Origin of the sequence: Psychrobacter sp. AT9 (assembly GCF_047272965.1) — a bacterium.
GTDB lineage: Bacteria > Pseudomonadota > Gammaproteobacteria > Pseudomonadales > Moraxellaceae > Psychrobacter > Psychrobacter glaciei.
This window is the reverse complement of sequence record NZ_JBKOTW010000001.1, coordinates 208,422-226,736: the sequence shown is the minus strand read 5'-3', so window position 1 is coordinate 226,736 and position 18,315 is coordinate 208,422. Positions and strand designations below refer to the sequence as shown.

General features: G+C 43.3%; 17 protein-coding genes. 8 read left to right on the top strand and 9 right to left on the bottom strand.

Annotated elements, in window-relative coordinates:
- Positions 1-117 precede the first annotated feature (117 nt).
- Entirely contained in the window at positions 118-1,413 is a 1,296-nt protein-coding gene (mltG, locus tag ACMFL8_RS00930; protein WP_413189835.1) for an endolytic transglycosylase MltG, read from the bottom strand.
- A 151-nt stretch (positions 1,414-1,564) separates the two neighbouring features.
- Here mltG and ACMFL8_RS00925 point away from each other — a divergent pair, with 151 nt between their 5' ends.
- On the top strand, positions 1,565-2,464 hold the full coding sequence (locus tag ACMFL8_RS00925; RefSeq protein WP_413189834.1) for a DNA adenine methylase: 900 nt from the start codon (positions 1,565-1,567) through the stop codon (positions 2,462-2,464).
- A gap of 3 nt (positions 2,465-2,467) precedes the next feature.
- The gene (locus ACMFL8_RS00920) at positions 2,468-3,358 is read left to right on the top strand and encodes a type II restriction endonuclease (protein ID WP_413189833.1); all 891 of its coding nucleotides are present in this window, start codon (positions 2,468-2,470) and stop codon (positions 3,356-3,358) included.
- A 3-nt stretch (positions 3,359-3,361) separates the two neighbouring features.
- Here ACMFL8_RS00920 and ACMFL8_RS00915 read toward each other — a convergent pair whose 3' ends face one another.
- On the bottom strand, positions 3,362-3,895 hold the full coding sequence (locus ACMFL8_RS00915; protein ID WP_413189832.1) for a hypothetical protein: 534 nt from the start codon (positions 3,893-3,895) through the stop codon (positions 3,362-3,364).
- Positions 3,896-3,904: 9 nt separating this feature from the next.
- Complete coding sequence (locus tag ACMFL8_RS00910; RefSeq protein WP_413189831.1) at positions 3,905-4,117, bottom strand: helix-turn-helix domain-containing protein; 213 nt, start codon at positions 4,115-4,117, stop codon at positions 3,905-3,907.
- Positions 4,118-4,206: 89 nt separating this feature from the next.
- On the opposite strand from ACMFL8_RS00910, the gene ACMFL8_RS00905 reads away from it, so the two are divergent.
- Together ACMFL8_RS00905 and ACMFL8_RS00900 are read left to right on the top strand one after the other, a co-directional pair.
- A complete protein-coding gene (locus ACMFL8_RS00905; protein ID WP_413189830.1) occupies positions 4,207-4,455 on the top strand; it encodes a hypothetical protein in 249 nt (82 codons plus the stop codon).
- A 2-nt stretch (positions 4,456-4,457) separates the two neighbouring features.
- The gene (locus tag ACMFL8_RS00900; protein ID WP_240216273.1) at positions 4,458-5,288 is read left to right on the top strand and encodes a DNA-methyltransferase; all 831 of its coding nucleotides are present in this window, start codon (positions 4,458-4,460) and stop codon (positions 5,286-5,288) included.
- A 6-nt stretch (positions 5,289-5,294) separates the two neighbouring features.
- Here ACMFL8_RS00900 and ACMFL8_RS00895 read toward each other — a convergent pair whose 3' ends face one another.
- Together ACMFL8_RS00895 and ACMFL8_RS00890 are read right to left on the bottom strand one after the other, a co-directional pair.
- Positions 5,295-6,299, bottom strand: coding sequence for an aminotransferase class IV (locus ACMFL8_RS00895; protein ID WP_413189829.1), 1,005 nt, complete (start codon positions 6,297-6,299; stop codon positions 5,295-5,297).
- 15 nt (positions 6,300-6,314) lie between these two features.
- The gene (locus tag ACMFL8_RS00890) at positions 6,315-6,989 is read right to left on the bottom strand and encodes a hypothetical protein (RefSeq protein ID WP_413189828.1); all 675 of its coding nucleotides are present in this window, start codon (positions 6,987-6,989) and stop codon (positions 6,315-6,317) included.
- A gap of 376 nt (positions 6,990-7,365) precedes the next feature.
- Here ACMFL8_RS00890 and aroE point away from each other — a divergent pair, with 376 nt between their 5' ends.
- Positions 7,366-8,226: a shikimate dehydrogenase gene (gene aroE, locus ACMFL8_RS00885; protein ID WP_413191354.1), complete on the top strand. Its 861-nt coding sequence runs from the start codon at positions 7,366-7,368 to the stop codon at positions 8,224-8,226.
- Positions 8,227-8,307: 81 nt separating this feature from the next.
- Here aroE and ACMFL8_RS00880 read toward each other — a convergent pair whose 3' ends face one another.
- Positions 8,308-9,447: an FUSC family protein gene (locus ACMFL8_RS00880; protein ID WP_413189827.1), complete on the bottom strand. Its 1,140-nt coding sequence runs from the start codon at positions 9,445-9,447 to the stop codon at positions 8,308-8,310.
- A 405-nt stretch (positions 9,448-9,852) separates the two neighbouring features.
- Here ACMFL8_RS00880 and ACMFL8_RS00875 point away from each other — a divergent pair, with 405 nt between their 5' ends.
- Positions 9,853-11,673 (top strand): acyl-CoA dehydrogenase C-terminal domain-containing protein, encoded by a 1,821-nt coding sequence (locus tag ACMFL8_RS00875; RefSeq protein ID WP_189583358.1) that lies wholly within the window; start codon positions 9,853-9,855, stop codon positions 11,671-11,673.
- A gap of 145 nt (positions 11,674-11,818) precedes the next feature.
- Complete coding sequence (locus tag ACMFL8_RS00870; RefSeq protein ID WP_413189826.1) at positions 11,819-12,286, top strand: hypothetical protein; 468 nt, start codon at positions 11,819-11,821, stop codon at positions 12,284-12,286.
- A 226-nt stretch (positions 12,287-12,512) separates the two neighbouring features.
- Here the strand turns inward: ACMFL8_RS00870 and ACMFL8_RS00865 are convergent, their stop codons facing one another.
- Together ACMFL8_RS00865 and ybaK are read right to left on the bottom strand one after the other, a co-directional pair.
- Complete coding sequence (locus ACMFL8_RS00865; protein ID WP_240216279.1) at positions 12,513-12,887, bottom strand: 5-carboxymethyl-2-hydroxymuconate Delta-isomerase; 375 nt, start codon at positions 12,885-12,887, stop codon at positions 12,513-12,515.
- A gap of 70 nt (positions 12,888-12,957) precedes the next feature.
- A complete protein-coding gene (gene ybaK, locus ACMFL8_RS00860) occupies positions 12,958-13,446 on the bottom strand; it encodes a Cys-tRNA(Pro) deacylase (RefSeq protein WP_413189825.1) in 489 nt (162 codons plus the stop codon).
- A gap of 293 nt (positions 13,447-13,739) precedes the next feature.
- Here ybaK and plsB point away from each other — a divergent pair, with 293 nt between their 5' ends.
- A complete protein-coding gene (plsB, locus tag ACMFL8_RS00855) occupies positions 13,740-16,517 on the top strand; it encodes a glycerol-3-phosphate 1-O-acyltransferase PlsB (RefSeq protein ID WP_413189824.1) in 2,778 nt (925 codons plus the stop codon).
- A 113-nt stretch (positions 16,518-16,630) separates the two neighbouring features.
- Here the strand turns inward: plsB and ettA are convergent, their stop codons facing one another.
- Entirely contained in the window at positions 16,631-18,292 is a 1,662-nt protein-coding gene (gene ettA, locus ACMFL8_RS00850) for an energy-dependent translational throttle protein EttA (RefSeq protein ID WP_189583397.1), read from the bottom strand.
- Positions 18,293-18,315 lie beyond the last annotated feature (23 nt).

Sequence of the window (18,315 nt, the reverse complement as noted above, 5' to 3'; positions counted from 1 at the left end):
CTGACATGATATGACCTTATGTCATTGATGAGCACTATATGAATTTTTATAGCGCTCAGTAAATGATAGGTTTTATGAAAAGTAAATGATAGGTTTTATGAAAAGTAAAGCAATGGTTTACTGCGGCGGCGTTTGAGATTTTTTCTCACGCATGACACTCAGGTATTCTTTTACCGCCTGATTGTGTTCAACCAAGCTATTGGTGAATTTGTGCCCACCATTCCCTGTCGCCACAAAATACAGCGCCTCACTATCCGCTGGATGTAAGGTGGCTTCGATAGAGGCCGCAGATGGTAGCGCAATCGGAGTAGGCGGCAAACCATCGATTTGATAGGTGTTATAGGATGTTTTTTCGTCGATGTCTTTACGGCGAATGTTGCCATCGTAGCGGCTGCCCATGCCATAGATAATCGTCGGATCGGTCTGCATGCGCATGCCTTTATCCAAGCGATTTTTAAACACTGCTGATACTAAGGGACGCTCTTCTGCCACGCTGGTTTCTTTTTCGATAATAGAGGCCATTACCAGCGCTTCATAAGGACTCTTATAAGGTAGGTCAGGCGCACGATTTTCCCATGCTTTGGTCAACGCTTGCTGCTGACGCTTATACAAATCCGTCAATACCTGCTTGTCACTGGTGCCCTCGCCGTAATAATAAGTGTCAGGCGCAAACCACCCTTCAAGATTATGATTGACGATAGAGTCGTTACTGTTGGTCACGCTCTTTGGCAATATACCGACCAAGTCCAGTCCTTGAGCAATACTGGCGTTACTAGCATCACCGCTGTCTGCTATTAGCACTTCTTTTTTGATATTGTCATTATCACGTAGCGATTGATATAAGTCTTTAGACGTTTTACCTTCGATAATTTGCACTTTTACCATTGCCGCTTTGGCACCCTGCGCGAGCACTTGTAGCGCCTCGGCGATGGTTGGGTTCTCTGGTAATTGATAAATGCCTGCATGTAATGGTGCATCGACTTGCGACTTAATATAAAGCTTGGCGACACTAGCAGAAAACAGTGGTGTCTGCTGTTGCCACTGCGGCAGCAATCCGTAGTAGGTCTGACCTTGCTCGATCGTGACCATCTGCTGCGGCTGCTCAATCCGTCCAAACAGTGTCTGATAGACTATTACTAATAGAAACGCAGCAATAAGCCCCAGCACAAGCAATACCTGATAGCCACGCTGCATAAAGAACGATTGATTGTCCACTTTATATTTACGCGGCTTAGTCTTGCCGCTGATGAGCGAGATATCCGTTGCCGGCACTTCCTCGCCTGCAGCCTCATCCAAGACTGGCTTGGCATTCGATGGCGTGCCAGCGATGCGCTCGTCAACAGCACCCTCTTGCTCATTGGATGGAGTATCATTAGGACGTTCAGGAGGCGTTTCAGGTGTTGGATTGCTCATGGCAACTCGCAAGGCAGAGGTTTGCTAGAATTTAGCACTGAACCGTGCGCTTTTCAATGGTATTTGCTTAGCTTGTGAACTGATGAATGAAAAATGCTATAATTTTGCGCTCAAATTCTACAATAAAAACTATGTAAAAAGGTGATTAGCAATGGCAAAACCATTCGTAAAATGGGTAGGCGGTAAAAGCCAGTTAATACCAGAGATCACTCAACGCTTACCTGAGTATATAAAAAAGGGTATGCCATATATCTATGTTGAACCTTTTAGTGGGAGCGCAGCATTTGCACTACATCTTCTAGATAGTGAGCATCCACCTTCTGCAATTATATTAAACGACATAAATACTGATTTAGTTAACTTATATAAAGTTGTAAAGTCTTACCCTCATGAATTATTAGCATACCTAAAAACACTTCAAGCAGAATATGACAAACTTGATGACAAAGAAGCTAAGCAACCTTATTACTACGCTAAACGTGAAGCATTTAATGCACGGGAAGCTGAAAACATTAAACACGCGGGTCTATTTATATTTTTAAATCGTGCAGGCTTCAATGGCTTATATCGAGTGAATAGTAAGAATAAATTCAACGTTCCTATCGGAAGCTACAAGAAACCAAACTTTGTTTTTGAAGATACAATTTTACAGGCTTCGAAAGTATTAACGAATGTAGAAATATATAATCAAAGTTACGAAGATACGCTTACGCATTTAGAGCAATTGAATAAGAACAATTTGTCTGCCTTCTTCTATTTTGATCCACCTTATAAACCTTTGAGCGAATCTTCTAGCTTCACATCATACTCTAAAGATAGCTTCAATGACGAAGATCAGGAAAAGCTAAAGTCTTTTTGTGACTTACTAGATAAAAAAGGCTATCAATGGTTACTTAGTAATTCTGATACAACTAACCTTGATGCTGAAAATACGTACTTTGACACTCTATATTCAAACTATAAAATAGAGAGAGTTAAGGCTAGCCGTAGCATTAACTCTAAAGGTTCAAAGCGTGGTCAGATTAATGAATTACTTATTAGGAACTATTAATATATGAATACTTTGTATCAGCCAGAACACTTCGATAAATTTATAAGCACTCTAAACTTAAAAGGTATTCTTCAATACGATTATTTCGTTAACTGGGCTAAAGTTTTAAATAATATTGAACCCATTGAGAAAGAGCTAAATCTTTTGAATACAGCGGTAGGTAAAGAAAATATTGAAAGTGTACTATTTGATATTTTCAAGAGCTATCCAAATACTATAAAAGCCATACCCTTCTTATTAGCTATACGTGATAAATCAGTAGACATCCTTATCGATAAAGTTAACTACGTACACCAAAACTTCAACTTTAAACAAAATAATTTTTTAGATAGTGATATCGATAGTTTAGTTAATTTTGTGATGCAAAGTGGACTAGGCGAGCTGATCAAAAGTAAGCAAATTAAAAGCTTACCTGATTACTGTACAGGTGTAGAAGTTGGACTAGACTCAAATGGTCGCAAAAATCGCGGTGGGACACAAATGGAGCAACTTGTTGAATCCTTCGTTGCTATATTCTGCCATGATAATAACCTTAAATATCTGGCTCAGGCCAATGCAAAAAAAATCAAAGATACTTGGAATATAGATTTGAAGGTCGATAAATCGTCTAGAATTATCGATTTCGTTATTTATCGTGAACAGGATAAAAAGCTATTTTTTATCGAAGTTAATTTTTATAATGGGGGCGGCTCTAAACTTAAATCCACCGCTACAGAATACATTGAAATGAGTCGTTTTTGGAAAGATCAAAACGTAGAGTTCATCTGGGTAACTGATGGTAAAGGCTGGGTAGGCACTCAAAACCCTCTTAAAGATTATTTTGAGCGCGGCAATATCTTAATAAACATCGAGATGTTACAGAACGACTATTTGAAAAAGATTATTTTCTCTTAAAAACTAAACCAGATCATTCTTTTTAAGATAATTATAGAGCATACTGCGGCCGCTGCCTCCCCAATATGTTATATCTTGCTCAATGAACAACCATTTTAACGCTAAACAAATCTCTTCTGGAGTCAACAATCCTATAGGTAATTCGATTTTCCTTAATGATTCATTAATACCTTCGTACTCCTCACAAGCGTAAACTTTTTTTATTTTCTCAGCTAATACCTTGTAAGCCTTTTCATCATAATTCTTTTTGATTATAAGCTCATCAACTATATGTTGATGAGATGGGTTTCTAGTTCTTCTTTTGCCCGGAAAATATATATGTTCAAAGTTGACTTTGAAATCCATCCCCTTGTTTAACCAAGCTTGCCTAAGTATCCTTATTTCATTACTTTCGCATTCTTCAACTATATACTGGTAAACCTCCTTTTCTAAATCATTACCTGGTATTTCATCCAAAAAGGTTTCTACAACAAATCTGCGTATTCCAGCTCTATCCAGTCCAATCGGTAGTACTAATCTTCTGATATGTAACGTCATATTCTCTCCTTAAAATATAAATAATTCTGACAAGCTCATCTCAAACGTATTAGCAAACACTTCAATGTTTTCTAACGATGGGTTGCGCTCGCCTCTCTCTATCATGCCCACGTAATTCTTATGAAAGCCTGTTAACTCACCTAGTTGCTTTTGACTTAAATCACTTCCTTTACGCAACTCACGAATTCTTTTGCCGAATCTGACTAAAATTGCTGTTTTCATTTGCTTTATTCTCAATAATTAGTTAATATTAAAAACACACAATAAGTGTCTTTTTAATATTCTTAGGTTTTGAAGACAAGGAGGCTACTATGGTAAATATTGAAAACCTCACTATTAATATCGGTACTAAATCATCAGTATCTAATGAATTTTTAGATTCACAAGACTCTCTAATAGTAAGAGATGAGCTAGTAAACATGCTTCGCATCATTAGCGAAGACGAGAGATTCTCCAAACAAACGGTTGTTATTCCAGACGATTGCGAGCAGTATGGTTTTGCAGAGGGAGAGTTTAATTTACCCGAGCTTCTTTACTTCTTAGCCGATATGCTGGATTAGACATGGAAAGTCATTCATTTTTTAAAAGTAGTAATTTGGATTTTAATTTATTTAAAGGTGACTGTTTAACGGTTATTCCTCAACTACATAACAATGTAGACATGGTTTTTGCTGATCCACCCTACTTCTTGTCCAATGATGGTATGACAGTAAAAAATGGCAAAATCCAGTCCGTCAATAAAGGTCAGTGGGATAAATTAATTAGCGACGATGACGCTTATAATTTTACCTATCAATGGTTATCTACTGTCCGTGAAAAAATGGCAGATAATGCAACTATATGGGTCAGTGGCACACACCATAATATTTTCACTCTAGGTCGTATACTACCTGAGTTAGGTTTCAAAATACTCAATGTCATTACGTGGGAGAAAACCAATCCACCACCCAATTTTTCTTGCCGCTTTTTTACTCATTCGACAGAGTTTATCATTTGGGCAAGAAAACACCCTAAAATACCGCATTATTTCGACTATGATTTGATGAAACGATTAAATAATGACAAGCAAATGAAAGATGTTTGGCGTTTGCCAGCTATTGCCAAATGGGAGAAATCTTGTGGTAAACATCCAACACAAAAGCCGATGGCATTACTAGCGCAAATTATTTTAGCTTCTACCCAAAAAGATGCATTAGTTCTCGATCCTTTTGCAGGTTCTTCAACAACAGGTATTGCAAGCAGCGTACTAGGAAGGCGCTTTATTGGTATCGATCAAGAAGCTGAGTATCTAAAACTGAGCCAAGCTCGATATGAAGATCTTCAAAACGAAGGCAGAAAAGATTTTTTTAGACAGCATTTTTATCGTTTATTGAATAAAGAAGATAGTAACTAACTCTCTTCAAAACACTACCATGTCAGCCGACAATAACTTCAAACTACTCATTGGCATGATGCCACGCAACGCATTGCAAAAGAACAGTTGGCTTAAATGGGGTAAATCCTCATCTGATAACGACCTAATGATAACCGGCTGCTCTGTGCTGGATAACCCATCGATAAGCACCTGCCGCATCACGCCAGCGACGCCCGATTGCGCCATCGACGGCGTATACCACTGACCAGTGCTTAGATAATTGTTGTTTTTAGGATGTGGAGGATTGGACGATTTTGCGAATGGCGATTCTGATAATTGATAAAACACATTACTCATCGTCCCTTCAACCCAGTGCCCGCTCATATCACGCAGCAGCCCCTCACCGATATTGGGTTCGGCATTTGCTGATAAATGATTGGTCGATAAATGATTGGCTAATAAGAAGGGATTGGATTTTAATGTTTGGGCTTTAACGCGTTGTAGCTCAGCGCTTGCCAGCACATTATCGAGGCGATTGAGACTTTTGAGTCCGGCAAGCGGTGGCGGTAGACAGGCGAGTTGTGAAGACAAGCAAGTGGCTGAAGCCACTGGTTGCAGAGGAACTAGGCACCCATTCGGTAAAGGCATCTGCTCAGCAGTGGCGATAGGCATGGCGGAAGACTTGAGCCAGATCTCGCAAGCACTACCGGATGTACTTGGCGCATAACCATAACCACGGACATCTTGCGCCGCGCGGGTGACGATAAGCTTAAGCATGCCTTGCTGCAATTGCTTGGCCTGTGTCTGCAAAGTGGCCAATAGCGCTTGGCTATCGATATCGAGCTGTAGAGCATCAGCATGAGAGTCAAGGCGCTGCTGATGATATTCCGACCACAGTATCAGCCCATCGATGACGCCCATAGTAGTAAAAAAGCCATCACCGTATGCCAGTCCGCGATTGTCTAATGACATTGTTAACGCTGTCCCTGCTGCATTATCGCTAGCCTCGCTTAGAGGTTGCAGACGTATCCAGCTGTTAGACGACGGCATGATAGCTCCCACCATTTAGCTATTGTCTGTTTGAGCAGCAGCTTTATTAAGCACCAGCATACAACTATAAAACTCACATTTCGCCAGCTCTATTTTTTGCCCACCGATGGTTTTATCTTTGATAATTTGACCATTCAGCATATCAGCGAGCACTTTGCCACCGTCATCACCCATCAGCTGACGCGCTAGCATATAGGATTTTTTGGCATGATTTTGACTCAGCTCTTTTTCTTTATCAGAGTCAGTTGGATTGGCATAATACCAGCCAAGTTCCAGATATTTTTCGGAATCGATAATATCTAAATAAGGCGCATCGGTGTTCATAAAGCGATACTTAGAAGCTGGATTACTGGCATAGTCTAGGCTGTTTTCGTCGGTACTCACCACTTTACCAAAGGTCGCTTTGATACCATCTAGCTCATCAACCGTGATCGGCTCTACTTGGTCAGCGCCCCATGCCAGCACATCATATTTTACTGGTGTGCCTTGCTGAGCAGTCGCGCCATCTAAATCAGCCGTGTCAGTCGGAGCCGTCTGCGTAGAAGTATCTATGGCGGTCTGCTCGCTAGTGGTTGCCGCGCCAGCCTCTGGATCTTGGGCGTCTTCTTTGGTGCTATCACAGCCACTCAACGTCACGCCAACTGCCATTATCATACTGACCATCAGGGTCTGTAGGTTATTATTCAACATGGACAATGTACTCACACTTTTAGATTGATCTCAAAATAGTATTAACGAGCTGGCAGATACGCCACTGATAATGAAGAATGTTTTATTAAAAAGCTTGGTGATAACCTAGCAGTTACTAGCGCATATTGATATCGATTTTTATGCTCACTAGTTTACCCAACTGCTGAACGCTTGACTACCCTTTACGTTACGGATACCACTCCCAGACAGTACAGATTTGTTAAAGACCTCACGTTTTAAACCCCTATGTTCAATCGTGTATTTGTCGCTTGACCGCCCTATTTGTCAAACATAGCGTTATCCCTTATGATGAATGGGTTTGAACGGTTATCAATCTGACTCCTTCATGCCCTTACTGCCAGCGGACTATTTATTTATGACCCAGCACTTTATCGTTATTGGCAATCCGATTGCCCACAGCAAATCTCCTGAAATACATACGCTATTTGCGGCGCAAGCAGGCATTGATATTTGCTATCAACGCCAGTATTGTCCCGATGATGCAGCCAGCTTTGCCGCGGTCGTCGAGGCATTTTTTCATGGTGGCGGTGTGGGTGCCAATGTGACAGTTCCCTTTAAACAAGTCGCTTATGCGTGCTGTCAGTCGCGTGGTGGCTTATCAGAGCACGCCAAAGTCGCTGGTGCGGTCAATACGCTACTGCTCAATAAAGCACTATTAAATAGTGGCACGCCAATAGCAGAGGCGCTGTACGGCGATAATACCGATGGGCAAGGGTTAATCAATCATATCACCAGCTTAGGCTGGCCGCTGGATGGTGCTCGCGTTGCCATCATTGGCGCTGGTGGTGCCGCGCGCGGGGCAATATTACCTTTGATTCAATCCGGTATCGCAACACTCACAATTGCCAATCGCACAGTGGGCAAAGCCACCGACTTGGTCAGCGAGCTTAGAGCTGCCAGTACGTCTATTAGTCAGCAGCAGATTACCACTTGTACGACTGGCGAGTTGAGTGGACAGTTTGATATTATTATTAACGCGACATCGATTGGTCTATCGGGCGAGACCTTGCCACTGAACGACACGCTAAAAACGCAATATGCCTACGACATGATGTATGGTCGCACTCTACCGTTTTTAGAGCATTTTTCGGCACGTGGGACGCAGACCTCAGACGGCTACGGCATGCTTATCGGACAAGCGGCGCTAAGCTTTGAGCGCTGGACAGGTCACAGTATCGATGTCGTACAAGCCACTAAAGCTCTCAATGCCAAATAAATCAGACCGTCATTTATATGTTGCTTTGAACCATAAAGGCGTGTGAAGCCGAATCAGACAACTTTGTCATACGCCTTTCATTTATTCTTTCGTTGTTTGGCCAAAACGCGCGAGCAGCCAAGCTTCTATTTGCCGTAGCGGCACACGCAAACGGCTTGAATGTATGGCCAGACCACCGCTAAGCCCCACCACGCAACCAATCGTAGTATCAAGCATACGCACACGAATGATCTCCTCAGCGACGGGCGGCACCAGCGACATGCTGCCATATTCAGCGATAAATATCGTCAACGGCGTGATAAATACCACTGCCAAGCCGTAATGACGATCGACTAATGACTCGATACAGAGCATCATTATCAAAATAGCGATCGCAACGCCCCATATCGATAGCCCCCACGACAGCATCCAACTCGCCACTGCCATTCCCACTAATGTACCGAGTAAGCGATGCATTTGTTTGATCCACATCGTGCGTAGCTGCATGCCTTGAATAATGATAAAACAGCTCACAGCTGCCCAGTAGGGATAAGGCATCTTTAGCAAAATCGCGATGGCCAACGCCAAGCTCACAAAGCTGGCCACAATGAGACTGTCGCTAATCATGTCCGATTCATAAAGATAAACGGGCGCAGGCACAGTAGGACGCGTCGCTAATAAAAACAGACTATATAACAGCGCTAGTAACATCGACATGCCACCACCTAACATCACTAGCCCTGTCGCTGATAGCACTTGCGTCAACGGTACAGGAATAAATAACGCGATCGCCCCTGCCATCATCACAAACAATCCTGCCGGTGGCAGCTGTCGATAGTAACGACCCAACATGACGATGGCAAAAGCAAGCAATGCAAATACGGGCAGTCTGAGCATAGGTATCTGCTGAGCGATCAGTCCGAGTGCAAAGCTCAACACCATGGCAAATCCCCACGCCATGACCGTCACCAAACGATACGGTAGTGTGCCTGACAACGGCAAGTTGAGGATAATCATTGCCCCCAGCGAAGCCTTAATACCTGAAGACAAAGCATCAAAATAAGCACCGACGAAAACGGGGAAGCTAATGGCAATGGCAGCGATAATCGGCATATGCCATGGTCTTTTGCTGCGATTAACTGTTAACAAATGCGGCAGCTCACCCAACACTAACGACTTAATATAGGCAAACCGTTCTGCCAGCCAAGTTATCCAACTTGCCTTACGCTTTGATGCGCTCATAAATCGATTTTCCTCTTGCCTCGATATTGCGCCGATTGATGGAACACTGTACTTCTTACTTTAGTTTGCATGATGTTTGAATGAAAATGACTCGTAATTCTATTATTTAAACGCGAATATGTTACCGACACATAACTTAATTTAATATATAATAATACAAATTATGAATATTAGTTATGAGTTATATATTTGTCGCTATAGAAGTCTTATACTTGGATAACTATCCTAATAGTTAACCTTTATTAAGTAACACTTAGCGACTTTCATAACAGACGATATTTTAATAAGTTTAACTCACCATCTACAATATCATTCATTTGTATCAAAATAAGCAAACATCCGCTCGAATAAACTCTGGTTTTCAATCCTAAGTCTACGACAGCGAATTAACCAAAGAGACCGACTATGTTAACTTACAAAGCACCTTTACGTGATATCAAGTTTTTAATAAATGATGTGTTCGACTATCAAACGCATTATAAAAGCTTAGACAATGGCGAAAACGCTGATCCTGAAACCGTTGATATGATTCTTCAAGGTATGGCAGATTTTGCCGAAAACGTCTTGGCACCTTTATATCAGCCAGCTGATGCAGAAGGTTGTCATTTTGAAAATGGCGTAGTCACAACCCCTAAAGGTTTCAAAGATGCTTATGACCAGTTTGTAGAAGGCGGTTGGCAAGGTATTTCTTATCCTGAACAATACGGTGGTATGAACTTACCGACTTCATTGAACCTAATCAAAGCTGAAATGATCGGTACGGCGAACTGGCCATGGGCAATGTATCCTGGTCTATCTACAGGCTGTATCAACACCATCTTACAGTATGGTACAGATGAGCAAAAAGAGACTTATCTACATAAATTGGTCGAAGGCTCTTGGGCAGGCACTATGTGTCTGACTGAACCACAATGTGGTACTGACTTGGGTCAAGTAAAGTCAAAAGCCATTCCACAAGATGACGGTAGCTACAAGCTGGGCGGCACCAAAATCTTTATCTCAAGTGGTGAGCATGACTTAACAGATAACATCATTCACATTGTGCTAGCACGTCTACCGGACGCACCAGAGGGCACACGTGGTATTTCATTGTTTATCGTACCGAAATTTTTGCCGAATGCTGAAGGCGAAAGTGGCGAGCGCAATGGCGTTTCTTGTGGTTCTATTGAACACAAAATGGGCATCAACTCATCAGCGACTTGCGTCCTAAACTTTGATAATGCGGTCGGTTACCTCATTGGTGAGCCAAACAAAGGCTTAAAAGCCATGTTTACCTTTATGAACACCGCTCGTATCGGTACTGGCATCCAAGGTTTGGCACATACTGAGCTGTCTTTCCAAAACGCCCTACCATATGCCAAAGATCGTCGCTCAATGCGTACTTTGTCAGGTACGAAAGATCCTGAAAAAGTTGCTGATGCGATCATTCATCATGCCGATGTCCGTCGTATGCTATTGACCCAAAAAGCCTTTGCTGAAGGTGGTCGTTCGATGATTTATCATTCAGCCCGCTATGCAGATAAAATGGCACAAGGCATCATCAATGGCGATGATGAAGAGTTTGAAAAATGGGATGATAAACTTGGCTTTTATACACCTATCCTCAAAGGCTTCTTAACTGAGCTAGGCATTGAAGCGGCCAAACACGGTCAGCAAGTATATGGCGGTCACGGTTATATCAAAGAGTGGGGCATGGAGCTAATCGCTCGTGATGCGCGTATCGCTACTATGTACGAAGGTACGACTGGTATTCAGGCACTTGATTTGCTCGGTCGTAAGGTTATCTTGCAGTCTAAAGGTAAAATCATCCGCGATTACACCTCAAGCATCATGAAATGGTGTGGCGAGTATGCACTTGATAAAGACATGCGTAAATTCGTTTGGGCATTGACCAAGCTTTGTGCTGAGTGGAACACTCTGACTGTACGCTTGATGCTGATGGCACGTAAAGACCGTGAAATCATCTCAGCAGCATCAGACGATTTCTTGATGTACTCAGGCTATGTCATGATGGGTTATCACTGGGCACGTATGGCGGCTGTCGCTTATGACAAGCTTGAAAATGGCGGTACAGAATCACCAGAGTTCTACAAAGCCAAAATCCAAACTGCTGAGTTCTACTTCGATAAACTGTTACCACGTACCTCAGGTCACGCCGAAGGTATGGTTGCGCCAAGCAGCAGCATGACTGCCATGAAAATCGAAAACTTTGCTTTCTTAGATTAAGATTCAAAAACAAATTCATCAATCATTGATAAAAAAAGCGCCTATTATTTAGGCGCTTTTTTATGCTTAACTAAAAGTCAGAGAATACTAGATCTGGAAATAATAGATAGATAACAAACTCAGTGAGGAGATAATGATGTTGTCCATGAATAACAAAAGCACTTTGTTAATCGCACGAGTGATAAAAATGCTGTTGCTAAGTGCCACATTAATAGGTGTTAGCGCGAATAGTGCGTTGGCTAAAAGTAGCGACACCCCTATTCAGTTTGCTAAAGGTGCTATTAGTAGCACAGTAACTGGTCAGATAAAGACTAATGAAGACGAGCACTGGTATCGTTTTCACGCCAGCAGTTGGCAATATGCCATCATTAATATTGCGCCACTCGTTGGTGCGCCTGAGACTGCCAATGTCGGTGTGCTGCATATGCCCAATGGCACACAAGATGGCACCAAAGGCGGTATCATTTATCAAGGCTGCTTGCCTGCCACGGGGACTTATCGATTGCGCATTGCTCGTAATCTGATGGCCACCCAAGGTCAAACGGCAGGTTATAGCGTTGAAGTGATTGTCTTACCTAAGTATGCCAGCGAGCCACTGTGCGAGTATTTGTAGATTCATTAAAATACGAGTAACGGTAAGGCGCACGGCAAACATTGATTACTAATACTAGGGCGTGTCATCATTTAGATTGTGAGACTTAAAATGAGGAAAATTGCAGCCAAACAAGGAAGAAATTGCCGTAAATATGAACATATTGACAAGATTTCTGACGATGTTTGGCTAAATTTAGCCATTTTAAGACCACTAAATGTATTCATGTGCTAATTGATGACACGCCCTAGTCACCAAGCATTTTTTTATGATAGACCGCACTAATCTCTTCAACTTCCACGCATATCTGCAATGCTGAACGTCCCGATTGCGCGGCGCTCAATTGATTTTCTATCGTTGCGACCAATAGCTCTGCCAACTGATTGCGAACGGCAATATCACGTCCTGTCATCATTTTTAGATGCGCGTAAATAAATCCATTGGCCTGCTCATCATCTTCCACACCCACCAGAAATGTTTGGATGGGTAGGATGCGTGCTTTGATATCAGTTTGTTGTTTGAACTGACCACTGTCCCATAGCACTTTATTGAGCGACTTGAGCAATGATTCTTCATGAGCAATACTGACGTTAGGCGTCACTTGGATGGTTAAATGCGGCATGAGTCTATCCTTAAAGAAGTGTGAATAATGAGTGAAAATTTAGTGTCCATATCAAGCCTGACTTTAACCATTAGTCATCGGTAATATCAGCAAAACAGGCCTCAAGAGTGGCAACCAATTGTGTCGGTGGTAATTCGATTTCTAACCCGCGGCGACCGCCGCTCACATAAATGGTTGGCTGCTGTTCAGCTGACATATCGATGACGGTCGTCAAGCGCTTCTTTTGTCCAAGGGGACTGACCCCGCCCAGTACGTAACCTGTACTACGTTCGACTTGCTTAGGGTCTGCCATTTGTACTTTTTTGCAGGTCATCAATTTATGAGCCGATAAGGCTTTGGCCATTTTTTTGAAGCTCAGCATTTTGTCCACTGGCAAAATAGCCACTGCCAGTGAGCCGTTGTCAGTGGCTACCACCAAAGTCTTAAACACTTGAGCTACTGGAATGCCCAGTTTTTCGGCAGCCTCCAATCCATAAGAAGCGGCATTACTGTCGTGAGTATATTCGTGCAGCTGATAATCAAGGCCGCGCTGTTTGGCAAGTTTGATAGCAGGAGTCATAGGTATTTAACTTATGGTTATGTAATTGAAATAAGTGAGAGTAAAGATTAGGGCGTGTCCTCAATTCAACCGATAGCGATCTAAAGTTTGATATTTAGTAGTAGTTTACGCCACTATATCATTGCGCTAAAGCCTTTATACTTCAAATAACTAAGCATCTCACCCAGTATTTAACGCTCGAAATGGTCACCAAATCGTATTAATATTAGCAGTATATACAGACACAATATATCGCTTTGATGGCTTTTATGGCATCATGAGGGCAATACAATTTACTAATTTTGATATCCATTATGATACCCAGTTTCTTAAAGAATAAGTTCCTAAAAAAACGGATTTTTAAAGCGCCAGTCGCGACCGATAGCCAGTCAGCGACAGGCAGCGATGCAGCAACCGATGACGCTGCAATTGCGACTAAGCCTTACTCGAATGCGCCCATCAATCAGCTATATCGCAAGGTATCGGGTCAACTGCTCGATATCGCTGTTAAGCCGAAGCTGTTGGGTGAGTTGCCAGAATTTGATACTGACGATCAGACGCTAAGATTTTATGTGCTGCAAGATTATTCGCGCTCCAATAGTATTTTGATCGATTTGCAGACGCAAGAGCACAATCTGCCACCAGCATTGGTTGGGGTAAATGACGCCGCCCATAATATTAAAGAGAATGCGGCCATTATATTTTTGCACCATCCCCATGCCAAAGACAGTCAGCTATCGCCGCGCCTTTCTCGTTTGGTGTCTGCTGTTTTACAGTATCCAGAGCTAAAAGTGCGTTTGGTGCCGGTATCTATATTGTGGGGACGCGCACCTGAGAAAGAAGATTCCCTCTTTAAGCTTTTAACGGCTGATAACTGGGAAGATCCCAGCATTACCAAGCAGTTATTTAATATTGGGGTGATGGGACGCGATACCTTTGTCCAGTTCCATCCACCGCAAGACTTGCGTGCCCTTATTAATGACAATCTTAAAGGACACGTAGAAGGTCCTGCTGTCTTTGATTCTATTGCCACTGATTCAGTCAATTCAACTACTGATGGCACCAATGAGGCGAATACCGTACCAAGTTATGCGTTGGTCGCAGCTGCCGATGGCAATCGTGAGATGGTGCGCATGCTGCAACAACAGCTCAAGATCTACCTAGATAAGCAGCGCGCCAGTATGCTCGGTCCTGACTTATCAGATCGACGCAACTTGGTCGATAAGCTGGTCTATTCACCAGCGATTAAGCATGCGATAGAAGCTGAGGCCGAAGCATCGGGGATCAATGTTCGTGACGCCCGTAGCCTCGCGAAGGGCTATGCCAATGAAATGGTGAATGACTACTCCTACCCGATTATTCGTGTCTTTGATCGATTTTTGACGTGGTTATGGACACAGCTTTATGACGGTGTAGAAGTCCATCATTTTGAGCGAGTGCGCGAGCTGGCAACAGATCACGAAATCATCTACGTGCCTTGTCATCGTAGTCATGTCGACTATCTGCTACTGTCTTACGTTATCTACAAGCGTGGTCTGAGCATCCCTTACGTTGCAGCAGGTGATAACTTAGATGTGCCTGTCTTAGGCCCACTATTACGCGGAGCGGTGGCGTTTTATATTCGTCGTAGCTTCCGTGGTAATGCGCTTTATACCGCTGTGTTGCGCGAATATATGCATACGCTTATTACTCGTAATACGCCTATCGAATACTTCATCGAGGGCGGTCGCTCACGCTCAGGTCGTCTGCTACCACCAAAGATGGGCATGCTGGCAATGACTGTACACAGCCAGTTACGCCAAACCAATAAGCCAGTGGTATTCATTCCAACTTACATCGGCTATGAGCGGATTATGGAAGGCGGTACTTATGTGGGTGAATTAAAAGGCAAGCCAAAAGAGTCTGAATCTTTAATCGGCTTACTCAAAGTTGGTCGTAAAATTGAGCGCATCTTTGGCAATGTCCATCTAAGTTTTGGCAAACCGCTCCACCTTAGCGACTTTATGACAAAATTCGATGTGGCAGCCAATAGCTTACCGACTGATCGCACTGATACCCCACTCGATGCCAAAACCAGCGCCATGGTCGACAACATCGGTGTAAAAATCATGCAGCATATCAATAAAGCTGCGGTGGTCAATCCCGTATCGTTACTGTCATTAGTGCTTCTGTCTGCTCCCAAAGCAGCACTAGATGAAGATATTTGCCGTGAGCAAATCGCGCTCTATCAAGGTCTTGCTCAGCAGCTGGCTTATTCAGAGGATACGGTCATCACTGATATGAGCCCGCAACAGATTATCGATTATGGGGTCAAGCTCAAACTGATCGAACGTATTCCGCATATTTTAGGCGACATCATTCAGGTCGCAGACAAGCAAGCAGCACTGCTTAGCTACTTCCGTAATAACATTTTACATGTCTTTATTCTGCTATCATTCCTAGCCGCCTTAGTCGCGCGCAATGGACGTATCGAACGCAGTCGTTTGGATAATATTGCCGAGCAGTTATATCCATTTTTACAAAGTGAGCTGTTTTTATATTATCCAGCACATGGCTTAGCCGAAACGCTCAATAAAAAAGTAGATAATTTGCTCAGTCATGGACTGATCGTTGAGTTAGGTGATGGCGTACTTAGCGTCCCCGAGTCCAATAGCAAATGCTATCAGCAGCTACAAGTGCTTGCGACGCCAGTCGAGCAAAGCCTTGAACGTTACTTTATGACGCTTGCCCTCCTTGCTCAACAAGGCTCTGGCAACTTGACTGAAAATGAAGTCGTTGATCTGTGCCACTTGCTCGGTCAGCGCTTGTCTGTGCTGTATGCGGATGACATTCCTGACTTCTTTGACCGCGCCTTATTTACTAGCTTTATTAGCGCCTTGACTCGCCTTGACTATCTACAAAAGGACGATGAAACGGGCATACTGACCTTTGATCACCGTATTCATGACATTGCGCATCATGCCAAATACGTGCTAACGCCTGATATGATGCAAATCTTGCAGCAAGTCGCCAGCTTAGACGAAGAGGAAATTACCCATGCGATTACTGAGATTAGTAATAAAAAGCAGCGTAAATTTGGGCGCAAGCGCTAATCTCTAGCTGGAATTGATTTATAACCAGTTATCTCAAGTAAATGAAGCACAAAAAAAGACCTCTAACGATTAGAGGTCTTTTTTATTGGATTGCAATATACTAAACAGCCGTATTAGTTCGTAATCTTCTTATACTTCATACGCTTAGGAGTGGCAGCATCACCCATGGTCTTTTTACGATAGGTCTCAAACTCAGAGTAGTTACCATCGAACCAAACAGGGCCTTCTTCTTCGAACGCCAAGATATGGGTGGCGATACGGTCAAGGAACCAGCGATCATGCGACACGACCATGACGGTACCTGGGAATACTTGAATCGCATCCTCTAGCGCACGCAAGGTTTCGATATCCAAATCGTTTGATGGTTCATCGAGGAGCAAGACGTTCGCACCCTGCTTTAGCGTCTTCGCCAGTTGCAAGCGGTTACGCTCACCACCAGATAACTGCCCGACATGCTTCTGCTGGTCTGAACCTTTAAAGTTAAAGCGACCGATATAAGCACGACTTGGCGTGGTATATTCACCAACAGTGATGATGTCGAGGCCGTCAGACACTTCTTCCCAAACGGTTTTGCTATCGTCTAAGTTGTCGCGTACCTGACCAACATAAGCGACTTTGACACTTTCACCCAAATCAACGGTTCCAGTATCTGGCGTATCACGTTCAGTAATCATGTTAAATAGCGTGGTTTTACCCGCACCATTTGGACCAATAATACCGACGATAGCACCTGCTGGGACGTTAAAACTTAGGTTTTCATAGAGCAAACGATCGCCAAATGATTTAGAGATGTCATTAATCTCAATAACCTTGTTACCCAAACGTGGACCAGGTGGAATGTAAATCTCAGCCGTCTCGTTGCGCTGTTGGAACTCTGTTGAGTTCAGCTCTTCAAAGCGTTGTACACGAGATTTAGACTTGGCTTGTTGGCCTTTTTGGTTTTTACGAATCCACTCAAGCTCTTTTTTCAGCGCTTTAGCAAAGGACTCTTCTTGCTTATTCTGCTGCTCTAGACGCGTGTTCTTTTGCTCTAGCCACTCAGTATAGTTGCCTTCATATGGATAGCCATGGCCACGGTCAAGCTCCAAAATCCACTGCGCGACATTATCCAAGAAATAGCGATCATGGGTAATGGCAACGATAGTACCGCTGTAGTTCTGCAAGAACTGCTCTAGCCATGCGACAGATTCGGCGTCCAAATGGTTGGTCGGTTCGTCAAGTAATAGCATATCAGGGCGTGATAATAGCAAACGACATAGCGCCACACGGCGTTTTTCACCACCTGACAGTCTACTAACATCCGCATCCCATGGCGGCAGACGTAAGGCATCAGCGGCTTTTTCTAACTGAGTGCTTAAGTTATGGGCATCCCATGTTTGGATGATGTCTTCCATTTTGCCTTGCTCTTCAGCAAGTTTATCGAAATCTGCATCAGGTTCAGCGTATTCAGCATAGATAGCATCTAAACGAGCGAGCGCATCTAACGCTTCGCGCATGCCGTCTTCGACGTTACCACGTACGTCTTTGCTGTCATCAAGCTGTGGTTCCTGCGGCAAATAGCCGATTTTGGTGCCCGTTTGCGCGCGTGCTTCGCCACTAAATTCTGTATCCACACCTGCCATGATGCGCAGCAAGGTTGATTTACCTGAGCCGTTGATACCGAGTACACCGATTTTGGCACCCGGAAAAAACGATAGGTTGATATTTTTTAGGATTTCACGCTTAGGTGGAACAAGTTTTGACACGTTGTTCATCGTGTAAATATATTGAGCCATTAACACTCCGATAGACTGCATAG